The sequence below is a fragment of the Clostridium sp. AM46-21 genome, assembly GCF_003480025.1.
Classification (GTDB): domain Bacteria; phylum Bacillota; class Clostridia; order Lachnospirales; family Lachnospiraceae; genus Coprococcus; species Coprococcus ammoniilyticus.
Window position 1 is genome coordinate 150,095 of record NZ_QUIB01000006.1, and the last position, 15,455, is coordinate 165,549.

Consider the following 15,455-nt stretch of genomic DNA (forward strand, 5'->3'; position numbering starts at 1 on the left):
ATTTTCTATGATTCATCAAATAAGTAAATCATCTGCTTCGTTGTATGTTGGATCGGTGCGATCCACACATTTATTCAACAACGATCATTTCGGCATCTGCTTTTCTTAAAGAAAGCTCATAACCGCGTACTGTTACTTCAACCGGATCACCAAGCGGTGCAACTTTTCTGACATAGATTTCTACACCTTTTGTGATTCCCATATCCATGATACGTCTTTTTACAGGTCCTTCGCCAACAAGTTTTGTTACCTTAACTGTCTGACCGACGGCAACCTCTCTTAATGTCTTCATACCATTTCGCTCCTTCTTTTTTCTTTATACATATAAGAAAGTCTCCACATATTCAGACCGGATTCTGTGATGGCTTTTCTTCTTATACATTTTTGTATATAAACAATTGCACCGGCAGATGCCAATGTGCAAATACTTAAATTTCAGTTTTTTTCGGTATCCTTATACCATAATTTTGGCTGCCATATCTTTTCCGATGGCAACTCTGGAATCTTTTACATTTACGATCATGTTACCGTTTATCTCTGAAACAACTGTTACTTCTCCACCTACGACAAAACCAAGCTTCTCAAGAAACTGTCTTGTTTCATTTTTTCCACCAACTTTGGTAATGGTCTTTGTTTCTCCAATATTCATAAAAGTTAAAGGCATCATATTCCATCTTCTTTCATAATCGTATAAATTTATCATTAAGCAATATGCTGTTTCAAATTTCATCGTTAGTATATACTAACCTACATTAGAAGTCAATAACATTTTTTAGAAAATTATAACATCATTTAGAAGCAGTTAACGCATCTTAGTCGTATATAACATAGCTATATTCTTAAAATGCAAATTTATTTATTATACTTGACATTTTCAAATGGTTAGTTTAAACTAATTACAATTATAAAATTGAAAGGTTGGATTATTATGGAGAAATATATAGGAACTATTATTGTTGCTGCCATTATTATAATTGTGTGCGTACTTGCGGTCCGTTCAATGATAAAAGATAAAAAGTCCGGAAAATCTGTTCAGTGCGGAGGAAACTGTAACAATTGTCACGGATGTCATTAGTTTTATCCTTCTTTCATTTGAACCTTATTCCGGTTTGTGATATAATTTTCTGTAAATAAATTTTTAATGGGGTAAAGCTATGTTAACAACGAATGAATCAGTCGAAAACTATCTGGAAACGATATTGGTATTAAGCAAGAAGCTTCCTGTTGTCCGTTCGGTTGATATCTCAAACGAACTTGGTTATAAGAAATCAAGCATCAGTGTTGCTATGAAGAATCTTCGTGAGAATAACTACATAACAATGAGTGATGCAGGGTTTATTTCACTCACCGATTCAGGAAAAGAAATTGCTGAGATGATATATGAACGACATGAGTTTCTCTCCGCCTGGCTTATACAGCTTGGTGTTGATCCCGATATCGCATCTGCCGATGCCTGCAAGATTGAGCATGTAATCAGTAAAGAAAGTTTTAAAGCAATTAAAGATCATGTATTAAGTGGAGCCAATCACTAGATCTTCTAGTGACTGGCTCTTTTTTCTATCGGATAGAATTTTCTACACATAAAGTTCCCCAACCGACATAGATATTTGGATACGTTCTCGCTGATTTTATCCTTTTCGCTCCCCGGATCAACGAAGCTTTCAGTTTTTCTCCATACAGAAATGGGTCATTTTCATTCACAATTCCCCACTGCATCAGCAGACATGCAGAACCGGATACAAATGGTACCGCCATAGATGTTCCCGACGCAAAGGAATAATCATTTCCCGGATATGCAGTATAAATATCCACACCGGGTGCAGCAAGATCCGGTTTAATCTGATCATTTGCTGTATAACCCCGTCCGGAAAAATATGCAAAATCATCGACATTCTGATCATAGGCCGCTACTGTGATCAGTCCTTCCGCCGTAGAAGGAATCGTTAATGTCCCAAATTCTGTTGGATTTAAGAACTCAACATTTCCGGTCAAACTTGCACGGATTGGCAGATAAGCATCCACTACCCCACTGACGATCTGCTTCGGATGGATCAAAACCTTCCATTGTCCTTTATCAATATAATTATCCCTCCCCTGAAATGAGACAAATATCTCCTGATTCCGGTTATATGGATTCGGCGTTCCATAGATTCCTTTGACAAATGTATTCCGATAAGTTCCGGTTCCAATATTCTGCGATTCACTCAAAGTCAGAACGATATCACCATTTGGTGTAATGATCATAACATCAAACCGGTCGTTATAATTTTTCCATAATTGCAGATTAAAGGATGTCACATAATCACTGACCAGCAGATCAATCATACGGTAGGAAGTATTTCCAAGGATTACCCGCTGATGTCTCCGGTTAATCGCATCATTTCCGGTTCCGGTAGATATGGAACACACCGCAAGCCTTGAAACGTCATTGATATAATTTTCCATCAACGAATCACCCTTATGAGAACCATAATTATTACCATAACTAAGATTTACAGATATCGGTTGATTACGTTCTATTCCCTTTCGCAGTGCATAATCAATTCCAAGGATCATTCCCAGTGTAGTCGGAAGTCTGGATGCCGTATCACTTCCTACTTTAATGATCAGAAGCTCCGTCTGTGGAGCTACACCGATATTGGTTCCTGCTGCTATGGCAGTCACCTGCGTACCATGACCAGAGCGATCCTCTGACGGAAGACTTCCTGTGTAGTTTCCATCTAGTATTGTATTCAGTTCTTCATTTGTATAAATGCGTCCAAGTTCGTATGGATTCACATATTCCTTCTGATATTCTGCCTGCTGATCCCATAATTCCAGAATCCTGCTTTTTCCGTCACGTATAAATTCATTATGCCGATAATCAATACCAGAATCTATAACTGCAAGAAGGGTTCCGTTTCCATCCAGTCCGTAGTTATTAATGAAGGTTCCGGACAGGCAGGAGGCATACTGCGCATAGGATACCTGCTGATCTACACTCTTTGGTTTATCCACATACAGGATTCTGGAATCTGCTGCAAATGCATTGATATACACTTCCTTTATTTCTATAATTGCATATCCAGCCAGCAGATAATAGATCCGTGTCAGATATCGATCCACCAAATCTGTAATATCATCATTATAACGGATCAGAAGCTGCCAGCTCCGATCTTTTGCATTGTATCCAACATACAGCTCCGATTCGCTGTCCTCATATGACTGCATGGTCTCCAGTGCAAGTTCCAATTGTGTATCAATATTATTTTCCATTTTCCCTTACTATCCCGCTTTTTATGTTATTATTTTTATCTCTTAATCATATGATTTTTTATTGATATTTAGAATATTCTTATGATTTCATCAAATGTTGTTAATTGTTTGAAAATATCGAAAAATGTAAGTAAAGTTGGAACTTTTCCACATTATCAACAGATTTATACACAAAAATAGGATTTTCAGTCTAAAAAACAGGGATTTTATCCCCTGTTTATCCACATTTGTCATATTACGTCGGTATTCCTTGGTTTCAAATTCCTTAATCCGACGTATTATTTCACCGCATCTATATATAATTGCATTTGCAAATCAATTGAAAGAAAAACATATGAATTATTTTTCCAATTTGTTTATTGGCAGAAAACAGAATGTTGTACAGGCAACCGGCTATCTGGATACCGGCAATACGCTGAAAGATATTTCAACCGGCAAACATGTGGTCATCGCCTCACCGGAAATCATGTATGACCTGTTGCCCCTGCAGCTTCATGCGCTTGTATACGATTATACAAATGGAATCCAGCCATTTGATCGAAAGTCCTCCATCTATATGCCGGAGGGCATCCACCTGATCCCCTACCGAACGATCAATTCGGAATCGGATCTGATGCTGGCATTTGACTGTGACTTTTTCTTTATTAATAATCATATAATCTGCAACCGGCCACTGATCGGGATCAGCAGACATACGTTACAGATCAGTCATATGAAGAAATGTATTTTATTAAATTCAGTATATATGAGAAAGGTAAGAAACTATGATAAACACATTCGCAAATCGAGATTTTAAATTTTCAATGGTATCCAATATTATGACCTTATTTCCTTCATCCTCCAGAGATGTCCATTACATAGGCGGGTGTGATATCCTTCCTGCCCCATTAGAACCATATGAAGAAAGTGCCATGGTAGCCGGACTTGGGAACGGCGACGATCAGGAGATTAAAAAAATACTGATTGAACGGAATCTTCGTCTGGTTGTTTATATTGCAAAGAAATTTGACAACACCGGAATTGGCGTAGAAGATTTGATCTCAATCGGTACGATTGGACTGATCAAAGCAATCAATACCTTTAAATGCGACAAAAACATCAAGCTGGCAACCTATGCATCCAGATGCATCGAAAATGAAATCCTTATGTATCTCCGCAGGAACAGCAAACTCCGCATGGAGATTTCGATTGATGAACCATTGAATGTTGACTGGGATGGAAATGAATTATTATTATCTGACATTCTTGGAACCGAGGAAGATACGGTTTACAAGAATATGGAAACAGAAATGGATCATTCCCTGTTAACGGCAGCAGTCTCTCGCCTGACAGAACGGGAACGTACCATTATTGAATTGCGGTACGGGATCAACACGATTAACGGTGTAGAACGCACCCAGAAAGAAGTGGCTGACCTGTTAGGAATCAGCCAATCTTATATCTCCCGTCTTGAAAAAAAGATCATAAAGAAACTAAAAAAAGAAATAATTAAAATGAGCTGATCAGCCTTTAATGATGATAATCGGAAAGCTTTACCTTATATCCGTCAACCATCTGGCGCATTTTCTGGTAATCCTTTTCCTTTAGATCTCCGGATTGTTTCAGATCTTCCACCATCTGATCCAGCTCCTTTAAGGCATCATGTGCCAGATCCTTATAATTGTTTGCAAGATTCATATTCATCTCATTCAGCTTTGCATTCAGTTGTTGTTTTACACTACGTTTCATCATTGTTTCGCACCTCATTTCAGGAAATAATCATTGACACTGTTGTAGCCATGTGTTACTATTACAAAGGTTCACAGATGCCGGCATGTCGGAATTGGCAGACGAGGCAGACTCAAAATCTGTTGGTGGCAACATCGTGCGGGTTCAAGTCCCGCTGCCGGCACTCTTTGTATTTTACATAATAAAAAATCTAAGTTTTAAGCCATTTTGTGGCTTTTTTTATTACTCAAAATGCAGGCATTTCAACTATTTTGCCCAATATTTGCCCGCTAGATGCACACCCAAATACAGACTCTTTTACTGCAGCCGGCTGTTGTTGCCGATCTTCTTTGCAACCACAACAAACCGTCCATCTTCTGTATGATACGCACAGGTGGATAAGGTCAGCAGCTTGTCCCCATAGGATGCCGTTTCTTCGATCGTATATGGTGTATTTGCTTTTACCCGGCTGACATAATCATCAAATTTCTCTTTTGATCCCGCATCTGCAAAGTCATATATATTATAATGCTCTGTATCCCCTTCCGGATAGGCTTTTGTATAAAAGGCTGCGATCACTGTATATGTACCCGGTCCATCTAAGGTATCAAATATGATCGTCTGATGTTCTTTATAGAAATCTTCATCTTCATATTTTAACAGATCATGAAACATCGTCCCTGCTTTCATATTATGTCCGTATATAATGACATTGTCAGATACCTTCCCTGTCGGAGAACAGTTTGCTGCTGCAAATAACGTACCTGCAGCACTGTAATCCCCCTGAAAATTCCGATGGATATAATATTCTTCATTCTCTGGCGTATACATGACCGGATAATCGATTCTTGTTCCATATATATACAGCCATCCAACAAAGTCTGTATTCTCCTCATATACAGAAGCGTACTTTTTATAAACCTTTCTTTCCTGTACTGTTGTATAAACCGGTTTTCCGGTTTCTTCCGTACAATTGTCCTGCTCCACTTCCAGTTTGATCTCTGTAAATGCTGACTCTGCCTGTCTGCTGGTAAAAAAATAAACACCCAGATAGCAGCCACAGCCAAGGAAAACAAGTACACATACTGCAAGTATAAGATTTAACAATATTCCATTCTTTTTTCTTCCACTCTGTGATGAATTCTCATGGTCATTGTTTTGCGTTGCCATTTCTCTGTTATCTGTTTCTTTCCTGTCTGTTAATCCGTTCATCCGAACCAACATCCTTCCTTGATCACTTTTTCATTTTTGTGTTATTTCTGTACGCCTGCCATTCATTATCCTGAAAGTAAAAAATCTGACCATTAATAATAAACAGTCAGATTTTGAACCTTAAAAATACTTTCTGCTTCCCCAAAGATTATTCCGTTTCAGTTCTACATACTCTGCATATGCCTGTTCCAGAATATCCTTTTCGTTCGGAAACTTCAGAAGGTGGTAGGCTTCATGATACTTGTAGTAACCGGAATCCACAAAATATTCTTCACGCTGCGGTTTACTGTAATAGCTGTCCGCCATCATCAAATACCAGTGTACATCCTTGTTTACCACATCAAAAGCAGTATTAAATGTATAATTGCTTTTTCCTACATACTTAATAATAGATGCGCTAACACCTGTCTCCTCTTTTACTTCTCTAAGTGCAGTCTGATTATGCTCTTCACCTTTCTCAACTGTACCCTTCGGGAGAACCCATCCTTCATATTTGTTTTTGTAGTTTTTGTACAGTAATAATACTTTTCCTCTGAAGATTACCACACCTCCACAGCTTGTTGCTTCGATCACAGCAGTTCCTCCTGTCTTTTCGGTGTTGTAAATGCTTCAAGTTCTACTCACATTCGACTACGAATAAAACTCTGAACCGGCTTACCCTGCCAGTCCTTAATTGATTATAAGTATATCAGTATTACTGCATTATTTCAAGCTGATTAATTATAATATGCATCAAATATCTTTCTGGCGATTGATGTTGCAGATGCTCCGGTATTACTTGCATTTTCTATCAGAACGCAGACCACCAGATCCGGATTATTGACATTGGAGAAACCTATAAACCAGGAGTGGGAATCCTTGTTCTCATTAAACTCTGCAGTTCCCGTCTTACCTGCTACTGTATACTCAGCTCCTGAAAAATAATCGGACGCTGTACCATATTCCGTTACCGACATCATAAGCTCTGTCAATGTCTGTGCTTCTGCTGAGGATATGATCCTGCCATAAGAATCCTTGGAGAATTTTTTTACAACGCTTCCGTCACAGTTCTCAATACGATCCATCATATATGGCTTCATAAGAACCCCACCATTTGCGATTGCACACATGATTATCGCATTATGAAGCGGCGTGATCAGTGTTTCTCCCTGTCCGATTACTGTCTGTGGAATCAGGGATTTGTCTGTTTTTGATGTCATGGTATAACTGGACTTCTTATAATAGCCATCATACGGCAATTCTTTATTATACAGAAAGTCTCCGCACAATTTATTTAATGCATCCATATCAAGTTTCGTTCCGATATTGGAAAAGGATGTATTACAGGAATATGCCAGAGAATCCTCCAGGCTAACGGTTCCGTGCACCTTATGATTATAGCAGTGAATGGATACACTGTTAAATATGCCATCTCCCTCACATTCATAGGAATATGACTTATAGTTGGGATTTTCTCTTATATATTCCAGTGTTGTAAGGATCTTAAATGTCGATCCCGGCGGATACATTCCCTGGGTTGCACGGTTTAGCAGGCAGGAGCTGTCCGAATTTGCTGTTTCTTCTATAACAGAGGAGATCTGGTTCGGATCAAAATCCGGCTTTGAAACCATTGCTTTGATTTTTCCAGTTGATGGCTCGATCGCTACGACCGCACCATCATTATCACCAAGTGCATTATATGCTGTACTCTGCAGATCATAATCCAGTGTTGTTATAACATTATTTCCCATATCCTTCTTATCAGATAATGCATGATAAATACGATATAAAATATTCTGGTTAGATGTCAGCAGAAAATAATTGGAAACCATTTCCAGACCTGCCTGTCCATTGCTATCATAACCAACTGCATGTGCAAACATATTGCTGTATGGGTAAACTCTGGTTTCGTTTCCATCATCATCCGTTTTTGTCTCCGCCAGAACAACTCCGTCATCTGAAATGATCTGACCTTTTATTACTGTTTCTGCATACAGATTCTGTCTTTTGTTGTATGAATTTGCAATATCTGAATCTGCATCGATGACAACATATTTAACAAGATGCACCATCATGCCGATAAAAATAAATATAACAAAATATGTGATCACAAGAACAGGAACATTCTTTTTGTCATTTTTCTGTTTTTCCTGTGCTTCTCTACTCCCCTGAGAATACTTCTTCATGATTGCTTTGTTTGTAGACCGTTTGCTCTTCATTACCACCAACTCCATTATTTTCAAGTACACAGATTCCCTGAATGATTCCAAACAGGAATAATGTGCTCACAACTGAACTTACACCATAACTGACAAGCGGAAGTGTCACACCGGTAGACGGAATAAACTTTGTTACACCGCCAATATTCAAAAATGTCTGGAATATAAAACAGATCGTGAATCCAAATGCAACATTCTTATAAAATGAGTTACGGATCTTCATGGATATATTTATAAAATATATAAAACAACTGATATACATCAGGATCAGACACAGTGCAAACACAACACCCAGTTCCTCACAGATCGCAGAAAAGATAAAATCACTGGACGCTACCGGAACTGCTGTTGGAAGCCCTTTACCCAGACCTCTTCCTTCCATCCCGCCCGATCCGATCGCAAATAGTGACTGGCAGATCTGATATCCGGCGTCATTAATATAGGAAAATGGATCTAACCACGCGTTGATTCGGGTTGTTACATGACTGAATTTGTCTTTTAAAAGCGAATATCCAACCGTTGCAATGACTGCTGCACCACCCAGACCACCAATCAGGATCATTGTCTTCTGTGTTGCCAGATAGATCATCATAATAAAGATCATCATAAAGATTGTTGCACCACCCAGATCCTTTTCCGCTACCAGAATCAGCATAAAGATACCGGAAACAAGTGTTACTTTAATGTAATCTTTAAATCCCTTTGCTTTGTTTAAAGCGCTTGCCAGAAAGAATACAAATATAATCTTTACAAACTCCATCGGCTGCAAGGAAATCGATCCAATCTGGATCCAGTTTGTAGAGCCGTATTTGGATACTCCAAGAAATGGAACAAAGACTGTACTTAGAAAACCGATTCCAAGGATTGCATAGAAAATATCCCAGTTTTTCAGATTTTTGCATTTCATGATCACAAGCGGAATAAATGCCGTGATCACCAGTGTGATCGTTGCAAATGCAAACTGTTTTTTTGCCAAATCAAAATCCAGTCTGGTTAACATGACATATCCGATCAACAGCAAAAATGACATATTATTTGTGATCAGTCTGGAAGATTTCTTGTATATTCCATGATACGATACCATATATACAATAGAAACGATCATCTGCAACAGATAAAAGATCACGATACTGATCGTTTTATATTTTAAAAACAGTGTCAGATAACATAAAAAATGTATAATAAACACATAGACGATCTGCACATTTAATGCATGATTCTTTTTATCTTCCCGCACCGGTTTCAGCACCGTAAAACATTTAATTGTATACAGAACCATAAAAAATATGATCAAGTATTTTGATATCTCTGTAATAATAGTTGCCATTATTCAATACCCTTTATATAATGTCCTCTTGTATAATCCATCTCATCGAATTCTTCATCCATATCTCCGGCATGGAACTTCATGAGAAGCTCCATCACATTCTTCGTCTGATCTTCGTTTTCGATGGTAAAATCAATCAAATATTCATTGGTTATATCAGTATTTCTGTTATTTGTCAACTGTTTGATATTGTTTGTCGGAACCCCATTATATATAACAGAATAACAATCCCTGCAGTTATTCACATTATAAAAGCGATTGCCCTTTTCATCCCGGAACGAGAAACGTTCCCGTTTATTATAACCACATCCGTCCAGATAGTTATTAACAAAGCACTGGGCTGTGATCATAACCGGCTGATATCCATATAATCTTTCAATATCTGTTTCACAGAGACCGCTCCATTCCTGATGTGTCAGTTCCACAGAACTGATCAGCATCGCCTGTGGAAACAGCTCCTTATAGAATAAAACAGCTTCATCATTATATGCATATAAGAATGGATCAAGCAATACCATTCCCTTATATCCCTGTTTCTTCAGAAAACCAAGCTCATCTATATTCTTAATATAGATACCCTCAAACATTCCAGACAGAAAATACAGATCTTTCATTCCTTGTTTCTTATTCTCACGCAGGATATCCGGAAAGGATACATAGATCTTTTTATCTCCTCTCATTTTTCCGATTTCTGCTTCATGCACGATATTATGATCAATTATAACATGCTGTACCAATTTATAATTATTAACAATTCGAAATTGTTCTATTGTTTTTACAGATACATAACAACCGCTTACCATAGCATCTCTGGTATCTGTCTGTTTCTGATCATAAACAGTTTTCTCCGCCAGCAACTTCTTATCATCCGGTATCGTCCGTTTATATCGTCCGATCAATGCCTGCTCCAACTGGCGGACGGCTTCCCGTCTTAATACATTCAGACTTCCAAGAGAAATAAATATATTCTCATCGCACTCCGCTTCCAGATAGAAGTTAAATCCTGTTCCACCGGTCTTTGACAGCTTATCTACGATCTGCGTCACCTCAACCGGACGTTTTGCAGCCTGTGACACGCATTCTCCGCTTACCTTTACCGAGATATCATCCACATCTGAAAACAACTCCAACATGATCGGCTTTCCAATCTTTGCAGTCACCTTTCCATAGATATCCGTCTGTTTTTCCTTCTGTATAAACCTTACATTAATATCATCAATAAGCGCATTATTTCTTGTCCGATAGACCTGCATATCTTTTCGGATCTGCCGAAGATTATTCGCATTCAGTCGGATCTTCTGTCCGGCCTGTGCGGTTATATTCGAAGTCAGTTCAATATTCTGTTCTGTTCCGGTACGGATCTCCAGAACATCCTTTGCCTGAATTCCACGTTCCAGACGGATGTATACATGGGGTGCTTCCACAGCTTCCACTTTACCAATCAATGTACCGGTATGATTCGGACGCTTGTTTGCAAGCATTTCCTTACCGTTCTTCATATAATAATAGCCGGAAGAAAAACCACCGCGGTTATAGATATCCATCAGCCGGTCTGTATGATATTTGATCCGTTTCTCATTCACATGACCATTTATGTATTCATCTGTGATCTCAGAATATGCATGAACTGCCGCAGCTACATACTCCGGCTTCTTCATTCTTCCTTCGATCTTAAAGGAATCAATTCCAGCCTCGATTAACTGTGGTAAATCCGCAAGTGTACACATATCCTTCATGCTGAGGGCATATTCATGATTAAACTTTCTGCTGTTATATGCCTTTCTGCATGGTTGCGCACAGCGTCCACGATTGCCGCTTCTTCCGCCTGCAAAACTGCTCATCAGACATTTTCCTGAATAGCAGAAGCACATCGCACCATGCACAAATGTTTCAATCTCAATATCAACTGCTTCTTTAATTGATTTTATTTCTTTTAAGGATAATTCCCTGGCAGGAACAAATCTTGTCAGTCCAAGATTTTTAAGAAATTCTGCCCCATAGGTACTGCATACACTCATCTGTGTACTTCCATGTAATGGCAGATCCGGATATGCCTGTGAAAGACTTCTTATAACACCGACATCCTGTACAATAATCCCATCTACACCTTCCTTGTAAAAAGGCTCAAGGTAAGGAATAAGTTTCTTCATTTCACTATTTTTGAGCAAAGTATTAACTGCCATATATAACTTCACATTATGAATATGGCAGTAATCAATTGCTTCCAGTAATTCTGTTGTATCAAAGTTTCCGGCAAATGCACGGGCGCTGAACATATCGCCTCCGGCATAGCATGCATCAGCGCCTGCACTTACCGCAGCTTTCAGCGCATCCATAGAGCCTGCCGGAGCTAAAATCTCAGGTCTATTTAACATTATTTTCTGCTTCCAACTTTATTATTTCTCTCTGCAGAGCATTGACTTTTTCTTTATATTCATCAATCATTTTCTGTGCAGATTCATATTTGATCTGTGTCTCGATCACTTCATGTCTGAGGTCATAAATCTGTTTGTCCTTATCGTCATCCTCCGTCAGCATCTGATTTACCTGAAGCTTCGCTTTGAAATAATCATCTGCGATATTAAGTGCAAGTAATACACTCTGATATTCTGCATTAAAACGGCGGTAACTTTCGGAAGACTGACATTCCTGGATCTTACCATTGATATAAGAAGCTACATTCTGGAGATATTCTTCACTTTCAAATCCGCTCAATGTATACACTTTATTGTTAATAACCACCGGGATATCATTTTTTTGTGACATGACTCTCCTCCTTTATATTTCATTTTATTTCTTTCATATATATTTTTTACCTGTACCATACAGGTATTATTTTCCCGTAATTCATTTATTGTATGGACTAAAATAACCTATTCGATAAATGCATCCAGTCCGAAATGCTTATAACACCGTTCTGTTACAACCCGTCCTCTCGGTGTCCGGTTGATAAAACCATTTTTGATCAGATATGGCTCATATACATCTTCAATCGTGCCGGAATCTTCCCCAATGGCAGCAGCCAGAGTATCCAGTCCCACCGGACCTCCACCAAACTTCTCTATCATTGTCATTAATATGTTCCGGTCTGTATTATCAAGTCCCATGGAGTCAACCTCAAGCTTATCCAGTGCTGTCTTTGCAACCTCATAATCGATACAGCCATTGTGGCATACCTGTGCAAAATCCCGGCATCTCTTTAACAGACGATTGGCAAGTCTTGGTGTTCCTCTGGATCGTTTTGCAATTTCAAGTGCGCCCGCATCATCGGTCTCTACACCCAGTACATCCCCGGACCGTATTACGATCTGCTTCAATTCCTCCGGTGAATAGAATTCCAGCCGATCAACCATGCCAAATCGGTCACGAAGCGGTGCTGTCAGCATACCGGCTCTTGTCGTTGCTCCGATCAATGTGAATTTCGGAAGATCCAGACGGATTGACCTTGCTCCTGCTCCTTTTCCGATCACGACATCAATCGCAAAATCTTCCATTGCAGGATATAAGACTTCCTCTACCTGACTGTTTAATCTGTGAATCTCATCAATAAATAATATATCATTCTCTGACAGATTATTTAAAATAGCTGCCAGTTCGCCCGGCTTCTCGATTGCCGGTCCTGATGTGATCTTGATATTAACACCCATCTCATTTGCAACTATGGATGCTAATGTCGTTTTACCAAGGCCCGGCGGACCATATAAGAGTAAATGATCTAACGGTTCATTTCTCCTCTTTGCCGCCTCAATAAAAATCTTCAGATTCTCTTTTACTTTATTCTGTCCAATATATTCATCCAGATACTTTGGTCTCAAACTATATTCACTATTTAATTCTTCTATATCTGCTTCTGTTGAAATAATTCTACCCACTGTGTCCACCTGTATCTGTTTTTATATTAATTTCTTCAATGCTGCCTTTAATATCGATTCTATATCCATCTGACTGGTATCCCCAATCTTTTTTACGGCAAGTGCTGCTTCGGAATTCGAATAGCCCAGATTTACAAGTGCAAGAATCGCATCTCTTGCTGCATTTAAATCTTGTGTATCCTGTACGATCGACTGCTCATAGGCTGCATCCATCATATCTTCCATCTTTAACTTATCTTTTAATTCCAATATGATCCTTGATGCACCCTTGGCGCCGACACCATTTGCTTTTGATATCGTCTTCGCATCCTCTGAGATCACCGCGAGCTGAAGCTCCTGGATCGTAAGAGCTGTAAGGATTGCCATAGCGACTTTCGGACCTACCCCGCTGATTCCGATCAAGATACGAAATACAGATAATTCCTCTTCTGAATGAAACCCATACAATGTCAATTCATCTTCTCTTATATACATGTGTGTGTATATTTTGATCTGCGTTCCATATGCTGGAATATGCTCAAGAAACTTACCAGATACGAAGATCCGATATCCCATACCGTGGTTATCGATCACTATATAATTCTCTCCTGCACTGACAAGTGCTCCTGAAATGTATGCTATCATAATAATATGTCTCCAAATTTTACTATGCCAAGTATAACACAGTTTTCTCATTATGGAAATATCTGATTGATTTTTTGATCACAGGGGCATATCATGAGATTATTCGATTTTTTTACATTTGAGGTTACATACTATGATTCAATACGACTATACGATGCCACTTTCTTCAGTTAATCTGAACTGGATGAAAGAAACGCCGGATCAATATCTCTTCTTTGATATTGAAACAACCGGATTAAGCGCTGCCCGGTCAGATCTTTATCTGATCGGATATGGAACGATTCTAAACGACGAACAGTTTCGTATTACCTTATTATTCAATGATGACGGTTGTTCCGAGCCAAAGATGCTCGCTGCATTTAAGGATATATTGGCTGATTACAAATATCTCGTTACATACAATGGCGACACCTTCGATCTGCCATATATAAAGGAAAAATACCGACAGTTCCGTCAGGAGATATCCTTCGATTCAATTACCAGTATCGATGTCTATCGGAAAATAAGAAAATATAAAAAGCTGCTTCAGATGGATTCAATGAAACAGTCCGCTCTGGAATCTGTTATGGGAATGGAACGGGATGAATTTCACTCCGGCGGTCTTCTGATCGATACCTACCAGGACTATTTAGGTACAAAAGATACACAATTACAGGATATGCTTTTATCTCATAATAAGGATGACATCTATGGACTTTTCTATGTATCCGGTTCCCTTACACTTACTTCCTTCTTTGAAGGCAATTTTGCTATATCGAAAACTACCTGTACCGATACACAGTTTACGATCTGTATACAGACAGGAAGGCTTGCGATTCCATTTGATACCAACTGTAATGATATACATATATCAGGCATAGATGAAGTCGTGACGATCGATATTCCAGTTATCCATGATACACTGAAATATTTTTATAAGGACTATAAAAATTATTTCTATCTGCCACTAGAACAGACTGCTATCCACAAGGATGTTGCCTGTTATGTCGAAAGTGCTTATAAAGAAAAAGCCCGCCCGGAAACGGCATACACTACAAAAACAAGTTCGTTTATCCGCCAGAACAAGTTCAAGCAGTCACACATATTCAAATATGAACATACTGACAAAGATGGATATATTGAACTGAACGATACTTTCATCAATGACAGGATACAGTTAAAAGAATATCTTCTCAATATCTTAAAGCAGATCAAATAGTTCTGGAACATACATAAAACAATAAATAGTTCTGGAACATACATAAAACAATAAATACCCAC

General features: G+C 38.7%; 17 protein-coding genes and 1 tRNA gene. 6 read left to right on the plus strand and 12 right to left on the minus strand.

The window, feature by feature from the left end:
• Positions 1–70 precede the first annotated feature (70 nt).
• On the minus strand, positions 71–292 hold the full coding sequence (locus DW959_RS05995; protein WP_008400791.1) for a ferrous iron transport protein A: 222 nt from the start codon (positions 290–292) through the stop codon (positions 71–73).
• A 162-nt stretch (positions 293–454) separates the two neighbouring features.
• Positions 455–667: a FeoA family protein gene (locus DW959_RS06000; RefSeq protein ID WP_117807586.1), complete on the minus strand. Its 213-nt coding sequence runs from the start codon at positions 665–667 to the stop codon at positions 455–457.
• 261 nt (positions 668–928) lie between these two features.
• Here DW959_RS06000 and DW959_RS06005 point away from each other — a divergent pair, with 261 nt between their 5' ends.
• Both DW959_RS06005 and DW959_RS06010 read left to right on the plus strand, forming a co-directional pair.
• Positions 929–1,075 (plus strand): FeoB-associated Cys-rich membrane protein, encoded by a 147-nt coding sequence (locus tag DW959_RS06005; RefSeq protein ID WP_117807587.1) that lies wholly within the window; start codon positions 929–931, stop codon positions 1,073–1,075.
• A gap of 79 nt (positions 1,076–1,154) precedes the next feature.
• Positions 1,155–1,532, plus strand: coding sequence for a metal-dependent transcriptional regulator (locus DW959_RS06010; protein WP_021943827.1), 378 nt, complete (start codon positions 1,155–1,157; stop codon positions 1,530–1,532).
• 25 nt (positions 1,533–1,557) lie between these two features.
• Here the strand turns inward: DW959_RS06010 and DW959_RS06015 are convergent, their stop codons facing one another.
• Complete coding sequence (locus DW959_RS06015) at positions 1,558–3,255, minus strand: S8 family peptidase (RefSeq protein WP_118615656.1); 1,698 nt, start codon at positions 3,253–3,255, stop codon at positions 1,558–1,560.
• A 319-nt stretch (positions 3,256–3,574) separates the two neighbouring features.
• On the opposite strand from DW959_RS06015, the gene DW959_RS06020 reads away from it, so the two are divergent.
• Both DW959_RS06020 and sigE read left to right on the plus strand, forming a co-directional pair.
• Positions 3,575–4,051, plus strand: coding sequence for a sigma-E processing peptidase SpoIIGA (locus DW959_RS06020; protein ID WP_279220986.1), 477 nt, complete (start codon positions 3,575–3,577; stop codon positions 4,049–4,051).
• Positions 4,052–4,058: 7 nt separating this feature from the next.
• Positions 4,059–4,757, plus strand: a complete 699-nt coding sequence (gene sigE, locus DW959_RS06025) for an RNA polymerase sporulation sigma factor SigE (RefSeq protein WP_243023357.1) — start codon at positions 4,059–4,061, stop codon at positions 4,755–4,757.
• Between the two features lie 7 nt (positions 4,758–4,764).
• Here sigE and DW959_RS06030 read toward each other — a convergent pair whose 3' ends face one another.
• A complete protein-coding gene (locus tag DW959_RS06030; RefSeq protein WP_021943823.1) occupies positions 4,765–4,986 on the minus strand; it encodes a hypothetical protein in 222 nt (73 codons plus the stop codon).
• Positions 4,987–5,062: 76 nt separating this feature from the next.
• Between DW959_RS06030 and DW959_RS06035 the strand changes: the two genes are divergently transcribed.
• Positions 5,063–5,146, plus strand: a tRNA-Leu gene (locus DW959_RS06035).
• Between the two features lie 134 nt (positions 5,147–5,280).
• Here DW959_RS06035 and DW959_RS06040 read toward each other — a convergent pair.
• The 8 genes from DW959_RS06040 to ruvA all read right to left on the minus strand — a co-directional run bounded on the left by DW959_RS06040 (position 5,281) and on the right by ruvA (position 14,195).
• Entirely contained in the window at positions 5,281–6,174 is an 894-nt protein-coding gene (locus tag DW959_RS06040) for a class B sortase (RefSeq protein WP_173783606.1), read from the minus strand.
• A 120-nt stretch (positions 6,175–6,294) separates the two neighbouring features.
• On the minus strand, positions 6,295–6,747 hold the full coding sequence (locus DW959_RS06045) for an NUDIX domain-containing protein (protein ID WP_008400781.1): 453 nt from the start codon (positions 6,745–6,747) through the stop codon (positions 6,295–6,297).
• A 143-nt stretch (positions 6,748–6,890) separates the two neighbouring features.
• Complete coding sequence (locus tag DW959_RS06050) at positions 6,891–8,372, minus strand: penicillin-binding transpeptidase domain-containing protein (protein ID WP_243023352.1); 1,482 nt, start codon at positions 8,370–8,372, stop codon at positions 6,891–6,893.
• Positions 8,314–9,699 (minus strand): FtsW/RodA/SpoVE family cell cycle protein, encoded by a 1,386-nt coding sequence (locus DW959_RS06055; protein ID WP_117807591.1) that lies wholly within the window; start codon positions 9,697–9,699, stop codon positions 8,314–8,316. The genes DW959_RS06050 and DW959_RS06055 overlap by 59 nt, the downstream gene beginning before the upstream one ends.
• The gene (locus DW959_RS06060; protein WP_118615662.1) at positions 9,699–12,074 is read right to left on the minus strand and encodes a U32 family peptidase; all 2,376 of its coding nucleotides are present in this window, start codon (positions 12,072–12,074) and stop codon (positions 9,699–9,701) included. Before DW959_RS06060 ends, DW959_RS06055 begins: the two co-directional genes overlap by 1 nt.
• Positions 12,064–12,465, minus strand: a complete 402-nt coding sequence (locus tag DW959_RS06065) for a cell division protein ZapA (RefSeq protein ID WP_008400777.1) — start codon at positions 12,463–12,465, stop codon at positions 12,064–12,066. The genes DW959_RS06060 and DW959_RS06065 overlap by 11 nt, the downstream gene beginning before the upstream one ends.
• A gap of 107 nt (positions 12,466–12,572) precedes the next feature.
• Entirely contained in the window at positions 12,573–13,580 is a 1,008-nt protein-coding gene (ruvB, locus tag DW959_RS06070; RefSeq protein WP_347465363.1) for a Holliday junction branch migration DNA helicase RuvB, read from the minus strand.
• Positions 13,581–13,592: 12 nt separating this feature from the next.
• The gene (ruvA, locus tag DW959_RS06075; protein ID WP_117807593.1) at positions 13,593–14,195 is read right to left on the minus strand and encodes a Holliday junction branch migration protein RuvA; all 603 of its coding nucleotides are present in this window, start codon (positions 14,193–14,195) and stop codon (positions 13,593–13,595) included.
• A 133-nt stretch (positions 14,196–14,328) separates the two neighbouring features.
• On the opposite strand from ruvA, the gene DW959_RS06080 reads away from it, so the two are divergent.
• Positions 14,329–15,393 carry a ribonuclease H-like domain-containing protein gene (locus DW959_RS06080; protein ID WP_117807594.1) on the plus strand — a complete coding sequence of 355 codons (1,065 nt, stop codon included), beginning with the start codon at positions 14,329–14,331 and terminating at the stop codon, positions 15,391–15,393.
• Positions 15,394–15,455 lie beyond the last annotated feature (62 nt).

Coding starts and splice junctions, on each gene's coding strand:
- DW959_RS05995 (WP_008400791.1), bottom strand. CDS start 292: ATGAAGACATTAAGAGAGGTTGCCGTCGGTCAGACAGTTAAGGTAACA.
- DW959_RS06000 (WP_117807586.1), bottom strand. CDS start 667: ATGATGCCTTTAACTTTTATGAATATTGGAGAAACAAAGACCATTACC.
- DW959_RS06005 (WP_117807587.1), top strand. CDS start 929: ATGGAGAAATATATAGGAACTATTATTGTTGCTGCCATTATTATAATT.
- DW959_RS06010 (WP_021943827.1), top strand. CDS start 1,155: ATGTTAACAACGAATGAATCAGTCGAAAACTATCTGGAAACGATATTG.
- DW959_RS06015 (WP_118615656.1), bottom strand. CDS start 3,255: ATGGAAAATAATATTGATACACAATTGGAACTTGCACTGGAGACCATG.
- sigE (WP_243023357.1), top strand. CDS start 4,059: ATGGTATCCAATATTATGACCTTATTTCCTTCATCCTCCAGAGATGTC.
- DW959_RS06030 (WP_021943823.1), bottom strand. CDS start 4,986: ATGATGAAACGTAGTGTAAAACAACAACTGAATGCAAAGCTGAATGAG.
- DW959_RS06040 (WP_173783606.1), bottom strand. CDS start 6,174: ATGAACGGATTAACAGACAGGAAAGAAACAGATAACAGAGAAATGGCA.
- DW959_RS06050 (WP_243023352.1), bottom strand. CDS start 8,372: ATGAAGAGCAAACGGTCTACAAACAAAGCAATCATGAAGAAGTATTCT.
- DW959_RS06055 (WP_117807591.1), bottom strand. CDS start 9,699: ATGGCAACTATTATTACAGAGATATCAAAATACTTGATCATATTTTTT.
- DW959_RS06060 (WP_118615662.1), bottom strand. CDS start 12,074: ATGTTAAATAGACCTGAGATTTTAGCTCCGGCAGGCTCTATGGATGCG.
- DW959_RS06065 (WP_008400777.1), bottom strand. CDS start 12,465: ATGTCACAAAAAAATGATATCCCGGTGGTTATTAACAATAAAGTGTAT.
- ruvA (WP_117807593.1), bottom strand. CDS start 14,195: ATGATAGCATACATTTCAGGAGCACTTGTCAGTGCAGGAGAGAATTAT.
- DW959_RS06080 (WP_117807594.1), top strand. CDS start 14,329: ATGATTCAATACGACTATACGATGCCACTTTCTTCAGTTAATCTGAAC.